The sequence below is a fragment of the Fibrivirga algicola genome (genome assembly GCF_011742925.1).
GTDB classification, from domain to species: Bacteria; Bacteroidota; Bacteroidia; order Cytophagales; family Spirosomataceae; genus Fibrella; species Fibrella algicola.
This window is the reverse complement of the sequence record NZ_WAEL01000006.1, coordinates 139765-160459: the sequence shown is the minus strand read 5'-3', so window position 1 is coordinate 160459 and position 20695 is coordinate 139765. Positions and strand designations below refer to the sequence as shown.

The 20695-nt window shown below is 52.7% G+C and carries 21 protein-coding genes; 12 read left to right on the top strand and 9 right to left on the bottom strand.

Annotated features, from left to right (window positions below; translation table 11 throughout):
* Positions 1–114 precede the first annotated feature (114 nt).
* Positions 115–1623, top strand: coding sequence for a M28 family peptidase (locus F7231_RS16915; protein ID WP_310589341.1), 1509 nt, complete (start codon positions 115–117; stop codon positions 1621–1623).
* A gap of 55 nt (positions 1624–1678) precedes the next feature.
* On the opposite strand, the gene lhgD is transcribed toward F7231_RS16915, so the two are convergent.
* Both lhgD and F7231_RS16905 read right to left on the bottom strand, forming a co-directional pair.
* Complete coding sequence (gene lhgD, locus F7231_RS16910; RefSeq protein WP_166692801.1) at positions 1679–2875, bottom strand: L-2-hydroxyglutarate dehydrogenase; 1197 nt, start codon at positions 2873–2875, stop codon at positions 1679–1681.
* Between the two features lie 107 nt (positions 2876–2982).
* Positions 2983–4194 carry an anhydro-N-acetylmuramic acid kinase gene (locus F7231_RS16905; RefSeq protein WP_166692800.1) on the bottom strand — a complete coding sequence of 404 codons (1212 nt, stop codon included), beginning with the start codon at positions 4192–4194 and terminating at the stop codon, positions 2983–2985.
* 109 nt (positions 4195–4303) lie between these two features.
* Between F7231_RS16905 and F7231_RS16900 the strand changes: the two genes are divergently transcribed.
* From F7231_RS16900 to F7231_RS16875, 6 genes are all read left to right on the top strand, one after another.
* Complete coding sequence (locus tag F7231_RS16900) at positions 4304–4648, top strand: hypothetical protein (protein ID WP_157510569.1); 345 nt, start codon at positions 4304–4306, stop codon at positions 4646–4648.
* Positions 4649–4778: 130 nt separating this feature from the next.
* Complete coding sequence (locus F7231_RS16895) at positions 4779–5114, top strand: hypothetical protein (protein WP_166692799.1); 336 nt, start codon at positions 4779–4781, stop codon at positions 5112–5114.
* 108 nt (positions 5115–5222) lie between these two features.
* Complete coding sequence (locus tag F7231_RS16890; protein WP_085411697.1) at positions 5223–5597, top strand: hypothetical protein; 375 nt, start codon at positions 5223–5225, stop codon at positions 5595–5597.
* Positions 5598–5720: 123 nt separating this feature from the next.
* Positions 5721–6212, top strand: a complete 492-nt coding sequence (locus tag F7231_RS16885; RefSeq protein WP_166692798.1) for a hypothetical protein — start codon at positions 5721–5723, stop codon at positions 6210–6212.
* Between the two features lie 120 nt (positions 6213–6332).
* Positions 6333–6695, top strand: a complete 363-nt coding sequence (locus tag F7231_RS16880) for a hypothetical protein (RefSeq protein WP_085411695.1) — start codon at positions 6333–6335, stop codon at positions 6693–6695.
* 63 nt (positions 6696–6758) lie between these two features.
* Entirely contained in the window at positions 6759–7109 is a 351-nt protein-coding gene (locus F7231_RS16875; RefSeq protein WP_166692797.1) for a hypothetical protein, read from the top strand.
* 23 nt (positions 7110–7132) lie between these two features.
* On the opposite strand, the gene F7231_RS27750 is transcribed toward F7231_RS16875, so the two are convergent.
* Positions 7133–8542, bottom strand: coding sequence for a S41 family peptidase (locus F7231_RS27750; RefSeq protein WP_166692796.1), 1410 nt, complete (start codon positions 8540–8542; stop codon positions 7133–7135).
* Positions 8543–8887: 345 nt separating this feature from the next.
* Here F7231_RS27750 and F7231_RS16865 point away from each other — a divergent pair, with 345 nt between their 5' ends.
* Positions 8888–9358, top strand: coding sequence for a hypothetical protein (locus F7231_RS16865; protein WP_085411692.1), 471 nt, complete (start codon positions 8888–8890; stop codon positions 9356–9358).
* A 122-nt stretch (positions 9359–9480) separates the two neighbouring features.
* On the opposite strand, the gene F7231_RS16860 is transcribed toward F7231_RS16865, so the two are convergent.
* The 3 genes from F7231_RS16860 to F7231_RS16850 form a co-directional block, all read right to left on the bottom strand.
* Entirely contained in the window at positions 9481–10701 is a 1221-nt protein-coding gene (locus F7231_RS16860) for a pyridoxal phosphate-dependent aminotransferase (RefSeq protein WP_166692795.1), read from the bottom strand.
* Positions 10702–10778: 77 nt separating this feature from the next.
* A complete protein-coding gene (folK, locus tag F7231_RS16855; protein ID WP_085415038.1) occupies positions 10779–11270 on the bottom strand; it encodes a 2-amino-4-hydroxy-6-hydroxymethyldihydropteridine diphosphokinase in 492 nt (163 codons plus the stop codon).
* A gap of 26 nt (positions 11271–11296) precedes the next feature.
* Positions 11297–12847, bottom strand: coding sequence for a capsule assembly Wzi family protein (locus tag F7231_RS16850; RefSeq protein WP_166692794.1), 1551 nt, complete (start codon positions 12845–12847; stop codon positions 11297–11299).
* 228 nt (positions 12848–13075) lie between these two features.
* Between F7231_RS16850 and F7231_RS16845 the strand changes: the two genes are divergently transcribed.
* Positions 13076–14065 carry an aldo/keto reductase gene (locus F7231_RS16845; RefSeq protein WP_166692793.1) on the top strand — a complete coding sequence of 330 codons (990 nt, stop codon included), beginning with the start codon at positions 13076–13078 and terminating at the stop codon, positions 14063–14065.
* Positions 14066–14150: 85 nt separating this feature from the next.
* Here the strand turns inward: F7231_RS16845 and F7231_RS16840 are convergent, their stop codons facing one another.
* From F7231_RS16840 to F7231_RS16830, 3 genes are all read right to left on the bottom strand, one after another.
* Entirely contained in the window at positions 14151–14939 is a 789-nt protein-coding gene (locus F7231_RS16840) for a TspO/MBR family protein (protein WP_085411688.1), read from the bottom strand.
* 72 nt (positions 14940–15011) lie between these two features.
* Positions 15012–16127 carry a carboxypeptidase-like regulatory domain-containing protein gene (locus F7231_RS16835; RefSeq protein ID WP_166692792.1) on the bottom strand — a complete coding sequence of 372 codons (1116 nt, stop codon included), beginning with the start codon at positions 16125–16127 and terminating at the stop codon, positions 15012–15014.
* Positions 16128–16263: 136 nt separating this feature from the next.
* Positions 16264–18339 carry a CHU_0125 family OmpA-like outer membrane integrity protein gene (locus F7231_RS16830; RefSeq protein ID WP_208295629.1) on the bottom strand — a complete coding sequence of 692 codons (2076 nt, stop codon included), beginning with the start codon at positions 18337–18339 and terminating at the stop codon, positions 16264–16266.
* A 266-nt stretch (positions 18340–18605) separates the two neighbouring features.
* Here F7231_RS16830 and F7231_RS16825 point away from each other — a divergent pair, with 266 nt between their 5' ends.
* The 3 genes from F7231_RS16825 to F7231_RS16815 all read left to right on the top strand — a co-directional run bounded on the left by F7231_RS16825 (position 18606) and on the right by F7231_RS16815 (position 20565).
* Positions 18606–19415: a DUF6597 domain-containing transcriptional factor gene (locus F7231_RS16825; protein WP_166692791.1), complete on the top strand. Its 810-nt coding sequence runs from the start codon at positions 18606–18608 to the stop codon at positions 19413–19415.
* A 63-nt stretch (positions 19416–19478) separates the two neighbouring features.
* The gene (locus F7231_RS16820) at positions 19479–20111 is read left to right on the top strand and encodes a DinB family protein (RefSeq protein ID WP_229370048.1); all 633 of its coding nucleotides are present in this window, start codon (positions 19479–19481) and stop codon (positions 20109–20111) included.
* Positions 20112–20124: 13 nt separating this feature from the next.
* On the top strand, positions 20125–20565 hold the full coding sequence (locus F7231_RS16815) for an ester cyclase (protein ID WP_166692789.1): 441 nt from the start codon (positions 20125–20127) through the stop codon (positions 20563–20565).
* The last annotated feature ends 130 nt before the right edge of the window (positions 20566–20695 follow it).

The following is a 20695-nucleotide window of genomic DNA, read 5'->3' as shown; positions in this document are numbered from 1 at the left end:
CGATAGGCTATAGGCACCCGTTAAAAACGAGCCGAGGCGCAAAACGCTGACCTACTAGCCACGACAATGTACGTAAAGGTGTTATTTTAGCCAATCATCTAATCAACTTACTTCGTGATCAATATTTTCCGCTCCCTCAGCCAGACAGCCCTGTTGCTGGGCTTGCTGTCAACGGCCGCCCTGGCTCAGCAACAATCCGGACCGGTACGCCGGAGCGGCGGGGCCGCTGCTGATAACCGCGCTTCCATTAAAGAGGCTGATTTGAAACGGGACCTTTATAAACTGGCTGACGATCATTTTCAGGGACGAGTAGCGGGTTCGCTGAATGAACTGAAAGCCTCGGCCTGGATTGCCGAACAGCTACGGGCCATGGGCCTCCAGCCCGCCGGCGACGACGGTACGTATTTCCAGTTTTTTCATATTCAACGTACCCGCGTGAGCGAAACCAGTCGCTTTGTGGTAGGTGGAAAGGCCTTGACGTACGGTCCTGACATAATTGCGCTAGCTCCGGCCATTGCCTCGGTAGATGCCCCGCTGGTGTATGTGGGCACAGGTACGCCCGAAGAAATGGCGAAGGTTGATATAAAAGGAAAGGCAGTCGCCATCCTTTTCTCGGGTACCCCGCCGGGCGACCTCAGCTTTCGTCGGTTTATGCAAACGACGATGAATCGCCGGGCAGCTGAATTTGCAAAAGCCGGTGCCGTAGCGACCTTATTTGTTTCCGACGGCCGGGCCGACGAGATCTACAACTGGTGGAGCAGTGCCATGGAAATGGGCCGGTACGATCTGCCGGGTGGCCCCAATACCCGCGTCTTCAGTCAGGCACCGCTCCTCTGGTTACCGGCTAGCAAACTGGAGATGATTAAGCAGCCGAACCAGCAGTTTACCAATGTCGTAAACGTAGAAAGCTTTAGCTACCCGTCGGTCAATATCGTAGCGAAACTACCGGGCACCGATCCTAAATTGAAAGAAGAACATGTACTCATCAGCACGCACCAGGACCACGACGGCATTCGACGGGCTGTAGCCGGCGACTCGATCTATAACGGCGCCGACGATAACGCCACGGGTTGTGCTGCAGCACTGGCTATTGGCCGGGCATTTACACAGAAACCCGGCAAGCGCTCGTTACTGATCGTTTTCCACGGGGCAGAAGAGCGCGGGTTGCTGGGTTCACGCTACTTTGTGGCTCATCCAACGGTCCCTAAATCGTCGATCGTAGCGGTGTTGAATGGCGAAATGATGGGCCGCAATGCGCCAGACAGTGCGGCCTTATTAGGTTCGCAGGTACCGCACCGCAACTCGACCGACCTGGTGAATCAGGCAATGGCGGCGAATCAGGCTACGGCGAAGTTTAAACTCGATACACTCTGGGATCGCGCCGACCACCCCGAAGGCTGGTATTTCCGGTCCGACCACCTGCCCTACGCCCGGGTCAATATTCCGGCTATCTGCTTCACAACGCTGCTCCACCCCGATTACCACACGCCCCGCGACGAGCCCGCCCGCATCGACTATGCGAAGCTAGCCAACATGACCCGCTGGATGTACCTCACGGCCTGGCAGGTGGCCAACGCGCCAACCCGCCCAGGGGTAGACCCTGGGTTCAAGCTGGAACGCTAGCTGATTGAAGGGCTCGTGGCTACGGGTCTATTCTCCATTCGTAGCCACGAGCCCTTTAAAACCGTGCAATCACCTTTGCCGACACCGTTTTGCCGATCGACAGCGATGACGTGGCCGCGGGCGACGGCGCATTACAGACGTTAACAGCCCGGTCGGTCTCGATAATCGAGAAATCGTCGAGAAGGCCGCCGGTACGGTCGCAGGCCTGAGCACGTACTCCTGCGCCGCCTTCGATCAGGTCGTCTTCCTGGATATCGGGGATCAGTTCCTGGAGGGCTTTGGTGAAGGCCGTTTTCGAGAATGAACGATACATCTCGCCAAGGCCCATTTGCCAGTATTTGGCAGCTACTTTCTGGAAACCCGGCCAGGCCAGCGTCTCCCAGAATTCCTTCAAATTCACGTCTGATTTCTTGTAGCCTTCGCGCTGGAACGCCAGTACCGCGTTGGGGCCCGCTTCTACACCGCCATGAATCATGCGGGTGAAGTGCACACCCAGGAACGGGAAGTTTGGGTCGGGAACGGGATAAATCAGGTTCTTGACCAGGTAATACTTTTCAGGTTTGATCTTGAAATACTCACCCCGGAACGGCACAATTTGCAAGCCAATCGGCTCACGCTGCGTTAATTGGGCGATCTTGTCAGAGTATAGACCAGCGCAGTTCACAACCAGCTTTGTTTCGTAGCGGTTCTTATTGGTCACCACCACGCTGAGTGACGTACCGGGCGTAAGCTGCTCTACACGCTCGCCAACGTGAATTTCGCCGCCCAACTCGCGGAATTTACGGGCATAGGCTTCGGTCACCTGCGTGTAGTCGATGATGCCCGTCTGCGGCACAAAGATACCTTCCACGCCTTTTACGTGTGGTTCAATCTCGCGCATCTCGCCCAACCCGATCCGCCGCAGGCCACCCAGGCCATTTTGCTGACCACGTTGAAACAAGGTGTTCAACTGGCTTACCTCTTCGGGCTTGGTAGCCACCACAATCTTGCCGCACAGATCGTAGGGAACGCCTTCCTGATCGCAGAATTCGAGCAGCATGCGGTAGCCTTCAATGCAATTGGTCGCTTTTAGGCTTCCTGGTTTGTAATACAGCCCCGAGTGAATCACCCCCGAATTGTGGCCGGTTTGGTGGGCCGCTACCTGATTTTCTTTTTCCAGCACTACGACCGACAACGCGGGTCGCTGCTGCTTGATTTGCAGCGCCGTTGCCAGCCCCACAATTCCTCCTCCTATTACAGTTACGTCAATCATAAAGTGTGGTTTGATGTATGACGTTTGAAGTTTGATGTTGCGCTGCGAATCAATCTCTTCGCTGATTCGCAGCGCAACATCAAACTTCAAACGTCATACATCAAACTCTATTTAGTAAAGCTAATCTTTCCCATCGATACACTCGGCACACCCTGCCGGTTGCCGAACGACGTACCTAAACCGGCTACACATTCGTTGGCCAACACGGCAAACAGTACGGCTTCTTTAGCGTCGCCGGCAATGCCCAGGTCGTCGGTTTTCGCAAAGGTACAACCAGGAAGCAACGCTTCTATCGCTTTGGTCAACACGGGGTTGTGAGCCCCGCCACCGCTCATATACACATGCATGGCTGTACGATCAGCGGCGGGTACGTTACCCAGCGCCTGCTGAATGGCCTGAGCAATGCTTTTAGCACTAAATTGGGTAAGTGTCGCCATCAGGTCTTCGGGACCAAGATCGGCGGTTTGGCTGCGTTGCCGGGTATCTCGAACGTAGTCGGAATTGAACACCTCTGGCCCGGTTGTCTTCGGAAAAGGCTGCACAAAAAACGGGTGATCAAGCAAGGCGCTAAGCAAAGCGTTATTTACCTGACCACTGGCGGCCAGCTGGCCGTTTTCATCATAGGGTTTACCGGTAAACTGGCGGGCGTAGGCGTCCAGGAGCGTATTGCCGGGGCCGGTGTCTGTGGTAAACACAACGCTGGCGTCGAGAGAGCCGGGCAGGTACGTGAAATTGGCAATGCCTCCCATGTTGAGGAGGATGCGGTTTTCTCCCGCCTGCGAGAACACGAAATAATCACCGTAAACAGCCAGCGGAGCGCCCTCGCCGCCATGGGCGATATGCCGCTGCCGGAAATCGCTGAGCGTGATAATCCCCGTTTCGACTGCAATATGATCGCCATCGCCGATCTGTAGCGTAGCATTCGGATAGCCGGGCCGCTGGTGCTGCTTCTGCGGGGCATGGTACACGGTCTGCCCATGACTGGCCACCAGATCAACGGAATCAGCAGGTACGTTCCAGACACGCAGGCAATCGGCTACCCATTGGCCGTGCCGACGCCCGATCTGTTCATTCAGTACCGTCAGGTGCTCAAAATCAACCTGCTTCTTCGCGAAGACAGCGCGGATACTGTCTTTAAACGCGTCGTCGTATGAAACAGTCGTGAAGTGCTCAATTATAACGCGCGTTTGCGGACCATCGCCAGTCACCCGGCAAAGGGCTACATCAAGGCCATCGAGCGACGTACCTGACATCAGGCCAATAATGCGGCGTTCGGGTTTCTGAGCAAGTTGGTAGAGGCGTTGCAGCTGCGGGTTCATGAAGTAAAGATAATCAGCCGTTTTGCTGCCAAACCAGTTTGATAGTATATGGATGATGGCACACGTACCAATTGCCCGCCTCATATCAACTGAAACAAACCTCAACGACATGAATACGCCCCAATCGACAGAGACATTACTTGACACAACCATTCAGGCACTGACAAACGGCGAACATGCCACCGACTCAGGCCAGGCATTGGTCGACGACTGGCTGAACGAATTAGCGCATTATGACGGCTTAGCTCCTATTCGCGAAGCGCTCAGCAGCCTTCAGAAAGCGCTTCTGAACCAGTCGGACCCCGTTCAGATTCGGGTGTTGCTTATGGAGTTGGCTGAATACACACAGGCTTTTGCCCAGCAGCCAACCACGCCGAACCCCGCTGCGTTGCAACAACTGGCCGACACCCTGCAACGGTTGCTGAACAGCAGCGAAGAGATTGGGCACTCCTAAATGGATAGGGCTGAGGCCATAAGCTCGTACCGTACTGTTTCTATAAACAATACAGATTTAGTCGAGTTTTATCCCAGTGTCTTCTCCATATCTGGAAGGCTAGTTTATTTACTCAACCTGTGCATTGAAAATGGCGACTAGGAAAGCCGACACACTGATTGCATCGACTATCGAGACCCTCGACAATGGCGTTGATAGTACAAAACCAAAAGACGGAGCGTCACTGATTGAGGCCTGGCTGGCGATTGTGCAAAAAGAAGAAGCGGCTGGTAGCATTACCAATGAGTTGCAGGAGCTGTATGAGCAATTGGGCGAGCAAGAGCCCGATAAAAAAAAGATTGCCCAACTGGTGAAGAAGCTTGGCGACGAGACCGCCAAAGCCGCTAGAAAGGCCAACGACGAGTTGCAGGTTTCGCTAAAAGACCTGGGCGAGTCGCTGAAAGACTTTGCTAAAGAGTTGAAATGAACCCCGTGAATGGTCGATGACAGTACGATAGAATCGCTTTGAGCGACCCTGTTCTGGAGCGACTGGCCACCATTACTTATCAGTAACCAAAACGACGACTTACAAAAGATGGCCCTTACATCACAAAACCCCGACACAACTGCGCTTATCGAGCAAACTATCAACGCGTTTGATAGCGGTATTCAGACCACAACGCCCACAAGCGGTTTGACTCTGATAGACCAATGGATCGATCTCCTTGATGAGAACGGCACCGACGAGACTGATGAAATAGCCGATGTACTGGAAGACCTGAAAGCCGAGCTTGATCAGAGTTCGCAGGATGGTAACTCACCCGAACCATCGGTGATTCAGGCATATCTCGAAGACCTGATCGATATCACGCAGAGTGTCATCGACTCGCCAGAAGCCAGTGCTCAGCAGACTGAGTTGCAACGGTTGGTTTCTACCCTTGAAAATCTTAATCAACAAATAGCTAAATAAAATCAGCTACAGTCAGCAAGCGTGCCAAGTCAAATATCCTAGCGGCTTTGCGAAAGCAAGCTTAACCAGCCCGTTTGATCAGACCTGGTGCTCCATCTGGCCGTAGCACACTCTCCTATTCCCATGGCAGAATCATCACAATTCGCAACGGCGCTCATTAATGAGACCGTAAACACCTTTAGTGGCGGAGCCGAGTCTGTATCGCCAACTGATGGCATTTCATTGATCGAAAACTGGATCAGTGCCCTTCACTCAGGCGACGAATCGACAAATCCGATTGCCCATACGCTCAGTGAGTTGCGCATGCAGTTACAGGACAACAACCCAAATGTGGGTCAGATTCAGACCATTCTGGATGATTTGACTGATCAAACTCGCCAGGCGGCCAAGTCGGTTGATGGTGGTGAGCAGATGTCACTCATTGAATTGTCGGATGCCCTGAAAGGCTTCAGCGAGCGGTTGGCAGGCAAACGGTCGGGCGACGGCAGAGCAGGTGCTACAGTGGCTCCCAGTGTTGGTGCGTCTTCAGCAAACGCCGATAGCGACCAGTACGGTGCCAGTGGCGCAGCGCAACAAGACAGCGGTTCCTACGGCTCAGGCTACGGCAAAAAATAGGCGTTTTCGCCGCTTTACCACCCTGTTGCTTAGTATTTCGCTATCATAACAAGGCTGTAGAGGCAAGTGCATTACCAAATAGTACCCTAAAATTAAAAACAGTAAACTACTTCCAACATAATGGCAAATCAACATTCACAATCGAGCGGTTCATCAGCTTCAACTTTGATCGACGCAACCATTGAAGCATTTGATCAGGGACAGGCGGCTTCACCGCAAGAGGGTCTTTCGTTAATTACAGACTGGTTTTCGTCGCTGAAAAGCGATCACGCTGCTAGCAAAATGATTCAGCCTCTTCAGGAACTTCAAACCGAACTGCAAAGTGGTTCGCCCAGCAACCAGAAGTTGCACGACCTGTTGCTGAATCTGGCCGATCAAACTGAAACCCTTGGCGAAACAGCCGCTGGTGATCTTCCCTCGCGGCTTGCTACGTTGAGCACGTCGCTCCGGAACTTCGCGGGACAACTGTCGACAACCGTATAAGCAGTTATAACCAATCGGGCCACAGGTACGCGTATCTGTGGCCCGATTTACGTTCACAAAGTCATGGATAACCACGAAGAAGCTACCGATCTGCTCGACACCACCATGGTGACGTTGACCACGGGGGTAAACGACCTGACGCCACAAAGCGGGAAAGGTGTTATCGACCAATGGATCAGCACATTGAGCGAGTCAGAAAATACAAAGGAAGTGGTCGATCTGCTTCAACATCTGAAAACACAGCTGGAAAGCGGAACACCCAACCCCGGCGAAATGCAACAGATTTTACTTGACCTGTCGAACTGCACGCACGAAATGGGCGTGAAAGTTGGGCCAGAAGGTGACATGGCCACCCGGCTCGAAGCGCTGGGCGCGGCGTTGCAAAACGTGGCCGGTCAGCTGGCGAACGCATAGAAAAGTGCGCTGCTACCTGACGTTTATTTTCCGATCAGTTCGTACACTTTCTCCAGATCGAGGTCTTTAGCCGACAGCACATCAGGGGCCGTGTAAACTACGGGAACGTCGGGTAACACGCCATGCCCCTGGTCGACGCCGGGAATAGCCAGCACGATCTTGTAAAGAGGCAGCCGCAGTTGCACACCCGTTTCGGGGAGCGTCATATACGGAGACGTGAAGGCATTACAGCCATATTCGCCGCCGCCCGTTTCACGACCAATTACCGTGACACGGGCGGCGGCGTTGTGTTTGGCCAGCGACGTAAAAATTGACGCAGCCGAAAACGTACCGCCATTTGTCAGCACGAACACCCGTCCGCGAAAGCCGTTTTTAGTCGTCGGCTTAATCAGCTTGGTAACGCCTGTTCGCCGAAAAGTGCCTTCGGGCGTTTTATGTGTAAAGAAATTACGGAGCCAGAAACGCCAGAATTTCCAGCCCAGATGCTGGTTAAACGACACTTGCCGGACGTTTGCGTCGACCTGCGTATAAGCCTGGAACGGTTCATCGACCAGGTAAGAAACCAATTTAGCTGATGTACCGGAGTTCCCACCCAGATTGCCCCGCACATCTATAATCAGATTCGTCACCGTTCTTCGGCGGGCTATTGCCTTGAAACTTTCCCGAAAAAACGCCCGCTGACCACTACCCGTAAACGAACCCACTTTCAGCAGAGCAACCGATGAGTCACGCTCCGAAAACGTCAGCGTCCGTGGTTCGTCCTGGCTTTGCTCAGGTTTACGCGGCTTGGGCTTACGCGGTTTAGAAGCCGGAATAACCCGTTTCTCAACCGAATCGGCTCCTGCCTTGAGAGCCCCCGGCCGAACCCGGAACGTTAACGTACGTACCTGACCGGTCGAATCACGAAGCATCAACTGTTGGGCGGTCGAGTCCATTCCAAAGGCCAGCGTGTAATACGATGTAAAAAGTCCCGTATTGAGTACGTACGGCTTAAATGTCTGGTTGTACCCGTCGGACGAGATGTATTGATAAAACCGGTTCAGCAACGTACCTGCGGGGTATCCATTGACCGCCAGAATCTCTGCCCCACGCCGAACCGTTGTATCAGTGCTCCGGTTTTCGCGCACATATAGCTTGTTATCCAGCACAAACACATCGACCGGGAAAGGCCGTAAAGGATGCTTTTTACGGTATTTCACGTACGCCTTGGAGCCATACAGATCCGTATGTCCGCAGCCAATCCGATCGATGGTCGGCTCAACGGCACGCCGGAATTGAAGCTCTGTCATTGGCTGCGTTAAGCGGGCTTCGGCCGCATCGAACCAGCGCGACACACTATCACGCGAGTGGTAGCGGTACAAACCGGGATGTGCCTCTTCCATCGCCCGGCGCATAAGCCGGAAGTCACTCCGCAACTGCTCTACTGAATACACCTTTGACAGTGGCGAGGGTAATAAAGGCGATGGTTGACCAGCTACCTGGCCCCAAATCACGAGAAGAAGACTAGTAGTAAGCCATAAACGGCTTCGCAACGGCGCAGATACAATCACAAATGAGTAGCTTGAACGGTTACCAAAGGTAGCATGAGTCACCGGTCAGTAGACGAACAAATCGGCTGAACGGGTCGTTGTCAATGCGAACTGTCAATTCAACACATTTTTCGCCAAACCGGTATCAGTTCGTCGACAAAACGTGTAGCTTAGATGGTTCATTCTGACTAGTTAATCGGCTTTCCCAATAAACGCAAACCGCACTGGCGGACCAGTCAAAAACGTATTATGGCACGACCAACCCCCGAACTGATCGACGCGCTTCGTCGTACAGCCCGTAAAGTAGCTGAGGGCGCCCCTTACCAATGGGGCCATATGGGTAGCTGCAATTGCGGCAACCTGGCTCAGGAGCTTACCCGTATGACCAAAGACCAGATTCACCAGTATGCTATGCAGCGTTACGGTGACTGGAACGAACAGGTTGCTGATTACTGCGATACCAGCCAGCTACCGTTCGACGTGATCATCAACCAAATGCTCCAGGCAGGTCTTACGCTCGAAGATCTAAAACACCTCGAAAAGCTGGACGATCGCGACGTGCTCCATCGCTTTCCGGTTGAACAGCGTTTTCTGAAGCACAATCGCCGCGACGACGTGGTAACGTACCTGAACGAGTGGGCTAACTTGCTCGAAGAACGCCTGCTGGCTAAAATCAAACTTCCCGCCGATCTGCTGGAAGTACGCGAGCTGGCTTTATAGCTGGTACGCGATTAAACGGATAAAGGGGATTTATACAGATTTGGGAGTTAGACGGAGCAAATCCGTTATAATCCCCAAATCTGTATAAATCCCCTTTATCCGTTTAATCGCGTATCACAACACTACTTCAACGTCGCAACGGCATCGCGAATACGGCCTACCGCTTCCACAAGGGCTTCGTCGGCAGCAGCGGTAGAAATACGAATGCAGTTGGGCGCACCGAAGCCAGAACCAGCCACTGTGGCTACATAGCACGTGTTTAGCAACCAGTTCGAGAAATCGTCGGAGTTATTGATCGCTGTCGTTCCGTCAGATTTGCCGTAATAGGCGCTTACATCGGGAAACGCGTAAAAAGCCCCCTCCGGCGTGTTGACTTTAAAGCCAGGGATGTCTTTCAGCAGGCCGACAACCAGGTCGCGGCGGCGGTGGTAGGCTTTCGCCATTTCGCGGCTTGCATCCAGCGATCCGTTCAGCGCGGCAACGGTTGCTTTCTGCGCAATCGAGTTAGTCCCCGACGTTACTTGTCCCTGAAGTTTCTCAACACCCTCGGCGATCCATTTGGCAGCACCGATATAGCCAATGCGCCACCCGGTCATGGCGTAGCCTTTGGCCACGCCGTTCACCGTGATCACCCGGTCAGCGATTTCGGGCACCGAGCCGATGCTGAAATGACCTTCTGGGGTAAAATTGATGTACTCATAGATTTCATCAGCCAGCACATATACATTATCGTGACGGGCTACTACCTCCGCGATGGCCCGTAGTTCAGCTTCCGAGTACACCGAGCCGGTTGGGTTGTTGGGCGAAGCGTACATAACCACCTTGGTACGGTCAGTAATAGCGGCTTCAAACTGCTCGGGAGTTACTTTGAAGTCGTTTTCAAACGATCCATCAAGTACAACTGACACGCCCTCGGCCAGTTTCACCATTTCAGAGTAGCTAACCCAGTATGGCGAGAAAATGATTACCTCGTCGCCGGGGTTCACCAGTACCTGCAATACGTTGGCCAGCGAATGCTTGGCTCCCGTTGATACCACTACGTTTTCGGGTTTCCAGGGCAGGTTATTATCCCGGTTGAACTTATCAGCAATAGCCTTACGCAGGTCAGGATAACCGGCTACAGGGCTGTACCCATGAAAACCGTCGTCAATCGCTTTTTTAGCAGCGTCGCAAATGTGGGCGGGTGTTTTAAAATCGGGTTCGCCAACGCTCAGGCTAATCACTTTATGGCCTTTTACAGCCAACTCACGCGCCATTTTGGTCATGGCCAGCGTCGACGATTCTTCAAGCGCATTAATTCGGTCGGCCAGCAAGCTGGCGGGACTTTCTACGGCACTAGCCATATTGATGTCTGTTTATTGAAAATTTGGCAACTGAACGGTCACAAAATTAGTGACTTCAACGCAGTTAAGCCGGGTTGTTAGGAGAATTTAATTACCTCATTCTCATCTGTGCAATTGGCAAGTAACATGTGGACGGGCAGTCCAAGTACAGGATGCACGAAATTTGGGGCTAACTCGGCCAGTGGCATCAGGGTAAAACGGCGTTCATGCAACAGCGGATGCGGTAGCGTCAGTGTAGGCGAGTTGAGAATCAGGGAATCGTAAAAAAGCAAATCGATGTCGATGAGCCGAACCCCCCATTTTTCGGCCCTTATCCGGCCGAGGCGCTGCTCAATAGCCTGAGTCCGTGTCAGTACATCAGCAGGCGTCAGGTATGTCTCTACCAGCAGCACCTGATTCAGGTACGTCGGCTGGTTGGTAACGCCCCAGGCTTCGGTCTCGTACAGGCTCGATGCCGAAACGATTGTCCCTACCTGCTCGCCAATGTACTGGCGGGCTTGGGCAAATGTTTGCTGTTTGTCGCCGAGGTTTGCCCCCAGCAGCAGGTAGACATGGGCGGTAGCACGTATGGTCGACACAGGTGGCAGACTAATGTTTAGGGTGCAGGCGAGATAGGCGTAGCCCGGCTCAATAACCCGGTTTTACGAAGGCCCACATACACGCCTACACTATTGGGCAGCAAACCGCCCGCATCTACGCCCAGTGAACTGCTCAATGTAGTTCCGCCAAAGGCTGCAATTGGGAAAGCTGCCGTCAGCAAGCCAGAAAATTGCGTAAGCCCATTCGCATAAGGAAGTGAGTACAGGCCAAAGTTCTGAGATAACGACAAACGGGTTGTCAGTTGAAGAGACCCGGAAACCAGCGCACTAGCCCCTACGTTGACGGCACTCACCCGGTTATTGACAATACCCGGCTGGCGTGGTAATGATGGACGAACCTCCCCCTGAGGCGTCAGGAAAGGCGTGCCGATCGTTCGGCCGAAGTAAGTCCATCCGTCGATGAACTGTCCTTGATTAAAGTAGTTGTCCTGGCCCCGCTGGTCTGGATCATCGATTACAAATTCCGCGCCGCCCTGACTCTTGGTATACAAATACTCGACGGTGATTTGTTGGAGGAAAAAAGGCTCACCAGCAGGACTACGCCGGTTCTTCAGACGAAGGCCATTCAACCCGTCGGCCAGGTTAGTGCCGTAAAACAGAGAGCCATCGTCATACAAAAACTGACGGTATGCGTATAGATTCCAGTTGCGCAGATTCACATCGGCCCCCAGATCAACAGAGCCCAGGTGATTACCGATTCGATTGTCTTCCAGCGATGTTACGTTTGGATCATTCCTGTCGCCCTGCCCCCGCAGGCCCAGTACAACAGCCGGATAATATTTTAATGCCGATGGTAATTTCCCATTTACAGCAATCAGATCGCTAAGTACGCCTGGCGGTGCCTGCCCCGCCCAGATCACTTCATGATTGAACCCGCCATATAGACGAAATGGCCAGGTTGGTTTTCCCAGGCGGCCATACAGGTATTTCTGATGTAAATAAGAGTGTTGCACAATGCGGCCGTTGTTCTCGAACCAGCCATGGGCATAAGCACCAAGAAACGAAACAACGCCTTTTGTAAACGGCACGGGAGTGTACTGATAAACACCCAGTTGAATCTTGGGGATCGGTAACGCATTACCCGACCAGGCATAAGCTCCCGACGTCAGTAGCGTATCAACCAGCCCGATAAGCTCGCGTTTTCGGCCAACGTACAGTTCAAAGGCGCCCAGACGGCCTTTGACGTGCGCTTCGGGAAGAATGAACTGAGTCGTGGCGCCAACATTTGCTACGGCATCGAGCGCGTACCCCCAATCGACCTTTGGCCGCCGACCAGTACTGTCGGCCCGACGATAGTCGGAACGAATACCGCCCTGCAATCGGACAACGGGTCCTTTCAGTGGAACAATCCCGTATTGATTGGCCCGTAGCCAGAACGGGGTCTGATCGGTTGAGAGCAGGGTGCCCGCCTCCAAATGATATTGACTTACCCGAGCTTCCTGCGCCACTACGTTACCCGAATGGAGGAAAAGAAGGCAGCCCCATAGAAGGGTCGAACAAACGGAGTAAAGAGACAGGCGAATTGGGCTAGGAAAAGCTGCTTGCATCAATCAAAGGTATTGTTTGTCTACAAAAACTAGTACCAGTTAAAAACAACTTACTGTCGGCTTAACGGTTTAAACAGCATAAGTGGTGAAAGTTAATTTTCATTCTAGTTAATGGGCCAAAACGCCTCCTTACGCTGTGTGCTCTGACAAAGCGCGGGGCCGGTTTCAGCCTAGCGAATCAACAGCAGGCAAGTCAATTCATTCGTTCTTACTTACAAAACAAATTATATGAAAACCAAAGCACTCGGTAACACGGGGCAACCAGTATCAGCAATTGGTCTGGGCTGCATGGGCATGACCGACTTTTACGGCCAGCGGAATGATGAAGAGTCCGTTGCGACTATTCACGCAGCGCTCGATGCAGGGCTGAATTTTCTGGATACCGCCGATATGTACGGCCCCTATACCAACGAAGAGTTGGTCGGCAACGCCATCCGCAGCCGTCGGAACGATGTTTTCCTGGCCACTAAATTCGGTATTGTACGTGACCCCAACGACCCCGCCAAACGAAGCATCAGCGGCACACCCGACTACGTACGTCAGGCGTGCGAAGGTAGTTTGAAACGCCTTGGTATTGATCATATCGACTTGTATTACCAACACCGGGTCGACCCAAATACACCTATCGAGGAAACAGTGGGAGCCATGAGCCGGCTGGTCGAAGAAGGCAAAGTTCGATTCCTGGGCCTATCAGAAGCTGGGGCAGCTACCATTCGACGGGCGAACGCAGTGCACCCTATCGCCGCCGTGCAGTCGGAGTACTCACTCTGGAGCCGCGATATTGAAGATGAAGTACTACCCGCCGTGCGCGAACTGGGCATTACACTGGTGGCCTACAGCCCTCTGGGGCGTGGCTTTCTAACTGGCCAGATCAAGAATTTCGACGACCTGGCAGCAGATGACTATCGACGTATTTCTCCCCGCTTTCAGGGAGAGAATTTTCAAAAAAACCTGGATGTTGTGCAGCAAATAGATGCTTTAGCTGCACGGAAAGGCGTAACCGCATCGCAGCTGGCCCTGGCCTGGATTCTGGCACAAGGTGACGAGTTTCTACCCATCGTTGGTACAAAACGCCGGACGTACCTGCAGGAAAACCTGGGTGCACTGAACATTTCGCTGACTGCCGATGATCTGGCTGCCATTGAGGCGATCTCTCCCAAAGGTGCCGCCTCGGGCGAACGCTATCCCGAAACCGGTATGAAGCTGGTAAACGCTTAAGTTAATCGTGAAGACGGTCTGTCGCTACGCTACCGGCACTGGTTGAGCGCAATGTCAGACCGTCTTAACAAGTAATCTTTACTACCTAAAAGCTAACCTGTCGGCGCTTGGGGGCAATGAGCCCATAGATGGCCAACAGAACAGCCACGACGGCTCCGGCTCCGGCAGCCAGCTGAACGGTTGGTGTGCCCGCCTGCTTAACAGCAATGGCCGCATACGCCCACGTGAACACTAAAATAAAGGCCGCACTCCGATACCGATTGTATAGTACAGCGCCTACCATCAGGCCCACTACCAGTACACCAACAGCCCAAACCGTTTCAGAAACACCCGACAGATCGAAACTGTGGGCACGGAACCAGAGCGTAATGTTCAGGATAGTCGCTACGGTAAGCCAGCCAAAATAGATAGAGAACGGCACACGAGCCAGCCAGGTCTCAGCCGCTTTTACCGGTCGCATCATTGCCATGTCCGTCCGTGGGTTGATACGCAACGCCTCCATAACCATAAACAGGCTGAGAAACATGATCAGGATAACAACCAGTGCTCCGCCGATCCATTCCTGATTAAAGATTGGACTCCAGACTGCATTGCCAAGTGCATTGATGATATACCAGGGACCGGCCGCCCGGAATCGGGGGTTATGGCGTTGGGTTGGCAACGCCTGATACACAGCGAAGCCCAGTAAACCCAGAAAAATAATTCCCCAGATCGAGAAGGCATATCCGGCAGGCGTTATCAACGTATCGTACTTGTTCGATACGTCTCCATTCGTTTGTGGACCAAACACACGGAGATTCGAGAGGCCATTCATCACAATCAACGTAACGGTAACCACCACTACAAGCACCTGACGTAAACGATCATTCATCATAAACCCTGTAGAATTAATTGGTGATACAACTGAAGCAGTTCCCCAAGTGTTCACAAAGTACGCACCTGGCGGTCAATAGGGCTCGTAGGTCAGTGGCAGTAACTCGGCCATTTTTTCCCAGCCCCAATAGCCTTCGAAAACAACACCCAACGGGTTATAAAAATTACCATTCCGCTCAATTGTTACCAGTGGCTCCAACATATGGATGATCGACGTTTGGGGGCCGGGCGCTCCGGGATTGCTGCTGAACGGATTTGAGTAGCGAACATACTCCGGCGCTTCTTTTTCGCCGGTGTAGGTCACCTGAATCAGGTTCTCAAAGGCAAGAGCAGTAGTTGAGTCGGTCGATGCATCGTCATTCAGGATAAACGTAGCTGGTAAAGCATCTTTGACCAGATAACGGGCCTGCTTCACGCGCCATTGCCCCCCCACTTTGGTTGAATCGATCCGTTCCACCATCCGGCGGATCTCGAACCCCTCCTCGGTCGTTTTCTTCGCATGAAGTGTGCGCATAAAGTGCATCGACGACCCCAAATACGCCGCTTTGCGAGCTTGCTCCCAACGCAGCGACTCGCGACGGTTGCGGGGCTTCATAAGTTCATAAACCGGATAGCCCAAGTATGATACCGACTTATGACCGTAGTCGAATAAGAACTGATCCAACACGTACCTGATCCGGTAGCCCAGGGCTTTGTTTTCGATCACCAGTGGTTCTCTGGCTCCACCGGTAAGCCGCAGGGTAGTGCGGTTATCATCGAACCAAAGTACATTCTGATTCACAATGCGGCATTCCTGCGCATTTTTACTCGTACCAATAAAGTTTTTGAGAAACACATCCAGTTGTTCCAGCCATTCGGGGTCACGGCTGGCCCGTACCTGTACCTCGGCCAGTTGGTTCGCCGACGGCATGATACGCACAAGCAATTGCGCGGGCTGGTTAGTATTCAGCGGCGATGCCAACGTCTCAAACCCTACGCTCGACACAACCAGATCGAACCGGCCAGCGGGCAGATTCGCCAGTACAAAATTTCCATTCTCATCAGCCGTGGTGCCCTTTGTCGTATTAGCCAGAAATACACTGCAAAAAGGCACTGGTTGCTCATCTACAGCATTGACCACTTTGCCACGCAATGTGAATTGAGCATGAACGGAAAGTGTGGTCAACAAAACGAGTAAAAAGGCTTTCATATCTCTGTAGACAGTGATTCGTAGGAATAGGACACAAAATTACACCTGTAACTATGTTTTTAGTTATCAATCAATAAAAAAAGGGGCTTATTGTCGTTGACGATAAGCCCCTTTTTTTATTGGTCAGCTAGGTAGGTTATAGCGCCAGCACTTTAAACTCAGTACGACGGTTACGCTGATGCTCTTCTTCGGTACGGGCGTTCTTAACAACTAACTGTGTTTCTCCATACCCCTTAGCCGTAATTCGTTCAGGTTCAATGCCTTTCGACACAATATAGTCCACTGCTGCTTTGGCCCGGTTCTGCGACAGTGTCATGTTATAGGCATCCGGTGAGCGGGCATCAGTATGGGAGCCGAGTTCAATTTTGATCGTCGGGTTATCTTTCAGAATCGTTACCAGCTTATCGAGCTCCTCGGCCGCATCAGGGCGAATATTGTACTTGTTGAGATCGTAGTAAATATTTTCCAGCGCGAAAGTCTTGTTCAGCTCAACCTTGTCCAGTAGTAGCGCTACATTGAAAGTAGTGTCCGTTTCAGGCTTGGTCAGAAACACCTCTGGAATACTGCGGCCTTGCATGGTAAACGGCTCGCGGCGGGTCAGGTACCCACGGCGCTCGGCAATGACGCTGTACGTCTTGCCTTCTACCACCGGAAACTTCCCGAACGTACCTGGCTGGCCGGTTGTAGCTTCTGCTACGGTAGCGTCATTGCTATCATCAACAATACGTACCCGTGCCGAATCAAGGGGAGCGTTGGGAGCCGCGTTGATTTTAACCGTTCCGGCCAGGAAGTAACGCACTACTTTTGGCGCACCCGGCTTAGGCGGGTTATTGCGGGCAATCGTCGTGGAATCACCGGGGTTGAGCACACTGCTTTCTACCAGATAAATATCGTCGTCGCCCTTACCACCGGGACGATTGCTGGCCATGTAGCCTTTGTTCGTTTCCGGATTAGGGAACGTCAGCCCAAAATCGTCGGCGGGCGAGTTGATGGGCTGCCCCATGTTCTCGACCCGAATAACGCCACCCGACCGCGTAGCCACAAATACATCGAGTTTGCCCAGGCCAGGATGTCCGTCCGACGAGAAGTACAGTTTACCATCGGCGGCTACAAACGGGAATAGCTCGTCGCCGGGGGTATTAATATCGCGGCCCATATTGACCGGCCGGCCAAACCGGCCGGATGCATCAACGGTAGCCCGGTAAAGGTCAATTCCTCCTACACTACCCGCCCGGTTCGACGCGAAATAGAGCGTCCGGCCATCGGCCGAAAAAGCGGGTGAACCATCCCAGGCCAGCGAATCGGAGATCGGCAGGCGGAAAGGTGTATTCCAGTTGCCAGCCTGGTCCTGCCGGCTCATGTACAGATCTACGTCGGCACCACCCTTACGTTTACCATTGTTACCACGTGCAAATACCATAGCCTTCCCATCTTTCGAGAACGTAGGCGTACCTTCATTTACGTCAGTCTGGAATATGTTACCGCTGAAGAGTTGAGGAGCCCCGCTCCCAGCACCAGTTTCGTCGGGAGTCTGGCCTACTTTCGCTTTGTAGAGGCCTGTCATGGCCAGGCCGTTATTTTTATAGATAACGTCTTTCCTTGACCCCGTAAAGACGAGTTCATCACCACGCAGTACAGGTGCATATTCGGTACCAGGTGAGTTCAGGGCGCTCAGATTCGTTACTTTGAAGTCGGTCTGTTTGGCTGTGATGGCACTGATAGCGCGGAGCGTTTCGATTTCGCGCTGCGCTTTGGCCAAACCAACCTTATTTTTAGGCCGGGCGTCGATGTATTGCTGCAATTGGGCTTGTGCCCCGGCATAATCACCACCTGCCTTCAAGGCGTAGGCGTAGTTAAGCCGCACATCGGCCAGATTTACGTCGGCAAACGCCGGTTTAGCGGCGGCATCGGGCGTGGTGACAGGCAACGTACCCCGGATGGCTTCGCCCAGACCAGCATCGAGCGCATTTTTGTAAAATGGCGTAGCCTGATCAATCCGGTTCGACAATCGGTACGATTCAGCCGTGTAATAGTTGAGCCGCGCCGCATCGACCTTCCCCGACGCTTTTGTAAACTGGCCCAGCGCCAGATTGTATTCACCGGCATCGAAATGGCGAACACCTTTTTTGTAGGCCTGCATGGCCGAATTACAGCTGCCCAGCCCAATGGCTACACTCAGTATCAGCAGCGGAACCCGCATATAGAATCTCATAAATCGAACGGAGCAAAACAGATTAACCCGCCCAAGATAATAACGTTTTGGCGGGCTCATTCGTCAATACCTTATTTAAACGAATTGATGCCTTTTTTATTAGCTAATGTTCATTTGAAATGGGCAACAAGCAGACCGTTCAACCAACTGACAGGTAGTGGCTATCCGGTCACTGACCGATGCATCTACCGTTACCTAATGCGACGGCATTTCGTTGCGCTTGCTGACCAAAACCTGTTTAGCTTCGTAAGCTGACTACCAAGGGTATGCGTTATCAAAAAATTAAACCGGCCCCTCACCTGACCCCGTTTGTCGAATGCTATTTCGTCTGGGAGAGCGATGATCGGTTGATAACGCCCCTCCTGATTGAGTCACCGCCCACCGGGTTCGCTTCGATGGTGTTCACTTATGGCGATCCGTACATCGTTCAGACCGACCGGTACATGAAAACAGCGCCTGTTGCATTCCTCACCGGGCAGGCCACCCGGCAGTATGCCCTTCAGGTAACGGGGCATCTAGGCATGGCAGGGATCGTGTTTCGGCCGGCGGGCATAAGCTCCCTGTTCGGCTGGCCCATGTACGAGGTAACAGATGAACGTATTCCCTTAACCGATGTGCTGGGAACCCCGGTGACCTTTCTGCACGAGCAACTGTGCCATAGCCAAACCGCCGAGTCACGGGCAAGCATACTCGAACAATTTGTGAACCACCAGTTCCTGAAGCGGGGTGACCGGTTCGACCGCACCGATTATGCCGCGAATTTGATCGTCGACACGTTTGGTACGCTCACGGTCAGTGAGTTAATGAACGATCTCTACGTTTGCAGGCGTCAGTTTGAGCGACAGTTTCTACATAAAGTAGGCATTAGTCCCAAATATTATGCCCGCATTCGGCGGATAGGGCATTTGTGCGCACAGCTGGCTTCGCAGCACTGGCAAGTGAACCATTGGCAGGATTTCATTTTCCGGGCGGGGTACTACGACCAGTCGCACTTCATTCGCGAGTTTAAGCAGGTCACGGGCAAACGGCCAACGCTATACCTTAAAGAGAACACCGAACTAAGCCAATATTTATAAGTCGACTGCGTTTGAATGTCGCATTTATACAATTACCGGCGAAGAGGCTCCTGTAGTTTTGGCTTGAGTTCAAACCACGCCACGAAACGGCTTCTCTTTTTATGGCTGATTAACCATACGCTGTTGGCCCAGACAACGCCAAAACTCTGGACCGAAGCAGATCAGCAGTACACGCTCGACAACCTGCAACGTACCCGCGACGCCCTGACCCGAGAAACATCAACCCTGACGCCGGCTCAATGGGCTTTCCGTGAGTCGCCCGACCGTTGGAGCATTGGCGAGGTAGTGGAACACCTGGCTTTATGGGAAATTATCTGGGCACGAGAAGTTGGCGAAGGCATTGGCAACAAACCCTTGCCTGACCTTAACCAAACGAGTCGTCCGGATAGCTTTTATCAGGAATGGATCATGGAGCCTGCTCCACACCAGGCCCCGGATTTCGCAAAACCCAGCGGATTTATCGAAGGCAAGAACAACCTGGCTTTTTTTCTGAGACTGCGTAACCAGACAATCGACTTTGTCTCGAAAACGACAGCCGACATGCGCGCCCATTTTGAACGGACCGCAACCCAATACCCCCGAAATATGCACCAGGTGTATATTTTCCAGTGGGGCCATGTAGACCGGCACCTTCGCCAGATTCGAGCAATCAAGCAACACATCAACTATCCACACGCTTCCCTTTCTTCCAAGTAAATGCACCACGCCCATGCAAACCATACAACACGAATCAGTTTTAGAGAGCGTCCGCAAAGGCGCATGCCTGGCTTTTTTCACCGCCTACGACGACCTAGATACTGCCCGAATGATTGGCTTGGCGGCACCCGACGCGACAGTACATTTTTTACCCTTGGGCGACGGTGGACTAGGTACGTTCTGGGAATTTGGTAAATCTGTTTGGGATTCACTTATCCGGAGCTTTCCCAACCTCAGCAACACCGTCGATAGCCTGATAGCCGAAGGCAATACCGTGATCGCCAACGTGACCATTAGTGGTACACAGGCCAGCGAGTTTCTGGGCATTCCCAGTAAAGGGTTTCGCTTTGACTCCGACCACGTATTTGTTTTCCGTTTCAACGATACCGACCAGATTCAGAGCCTGACCATCAACTGGGACGCGGCTAGTTTTGCCCGGCAATTGGGAGCGTAGGCCAATCCCACTATACCCGTATCGCTCCCTTTCAGAGCAGAATCGTCGGGGCAGGAAAACGTTGGTCAAAGGCCGTTTGAACAGCGGTTACACAGTAGGGCTAAATCATACTTACTTTGTAGTAAATTAG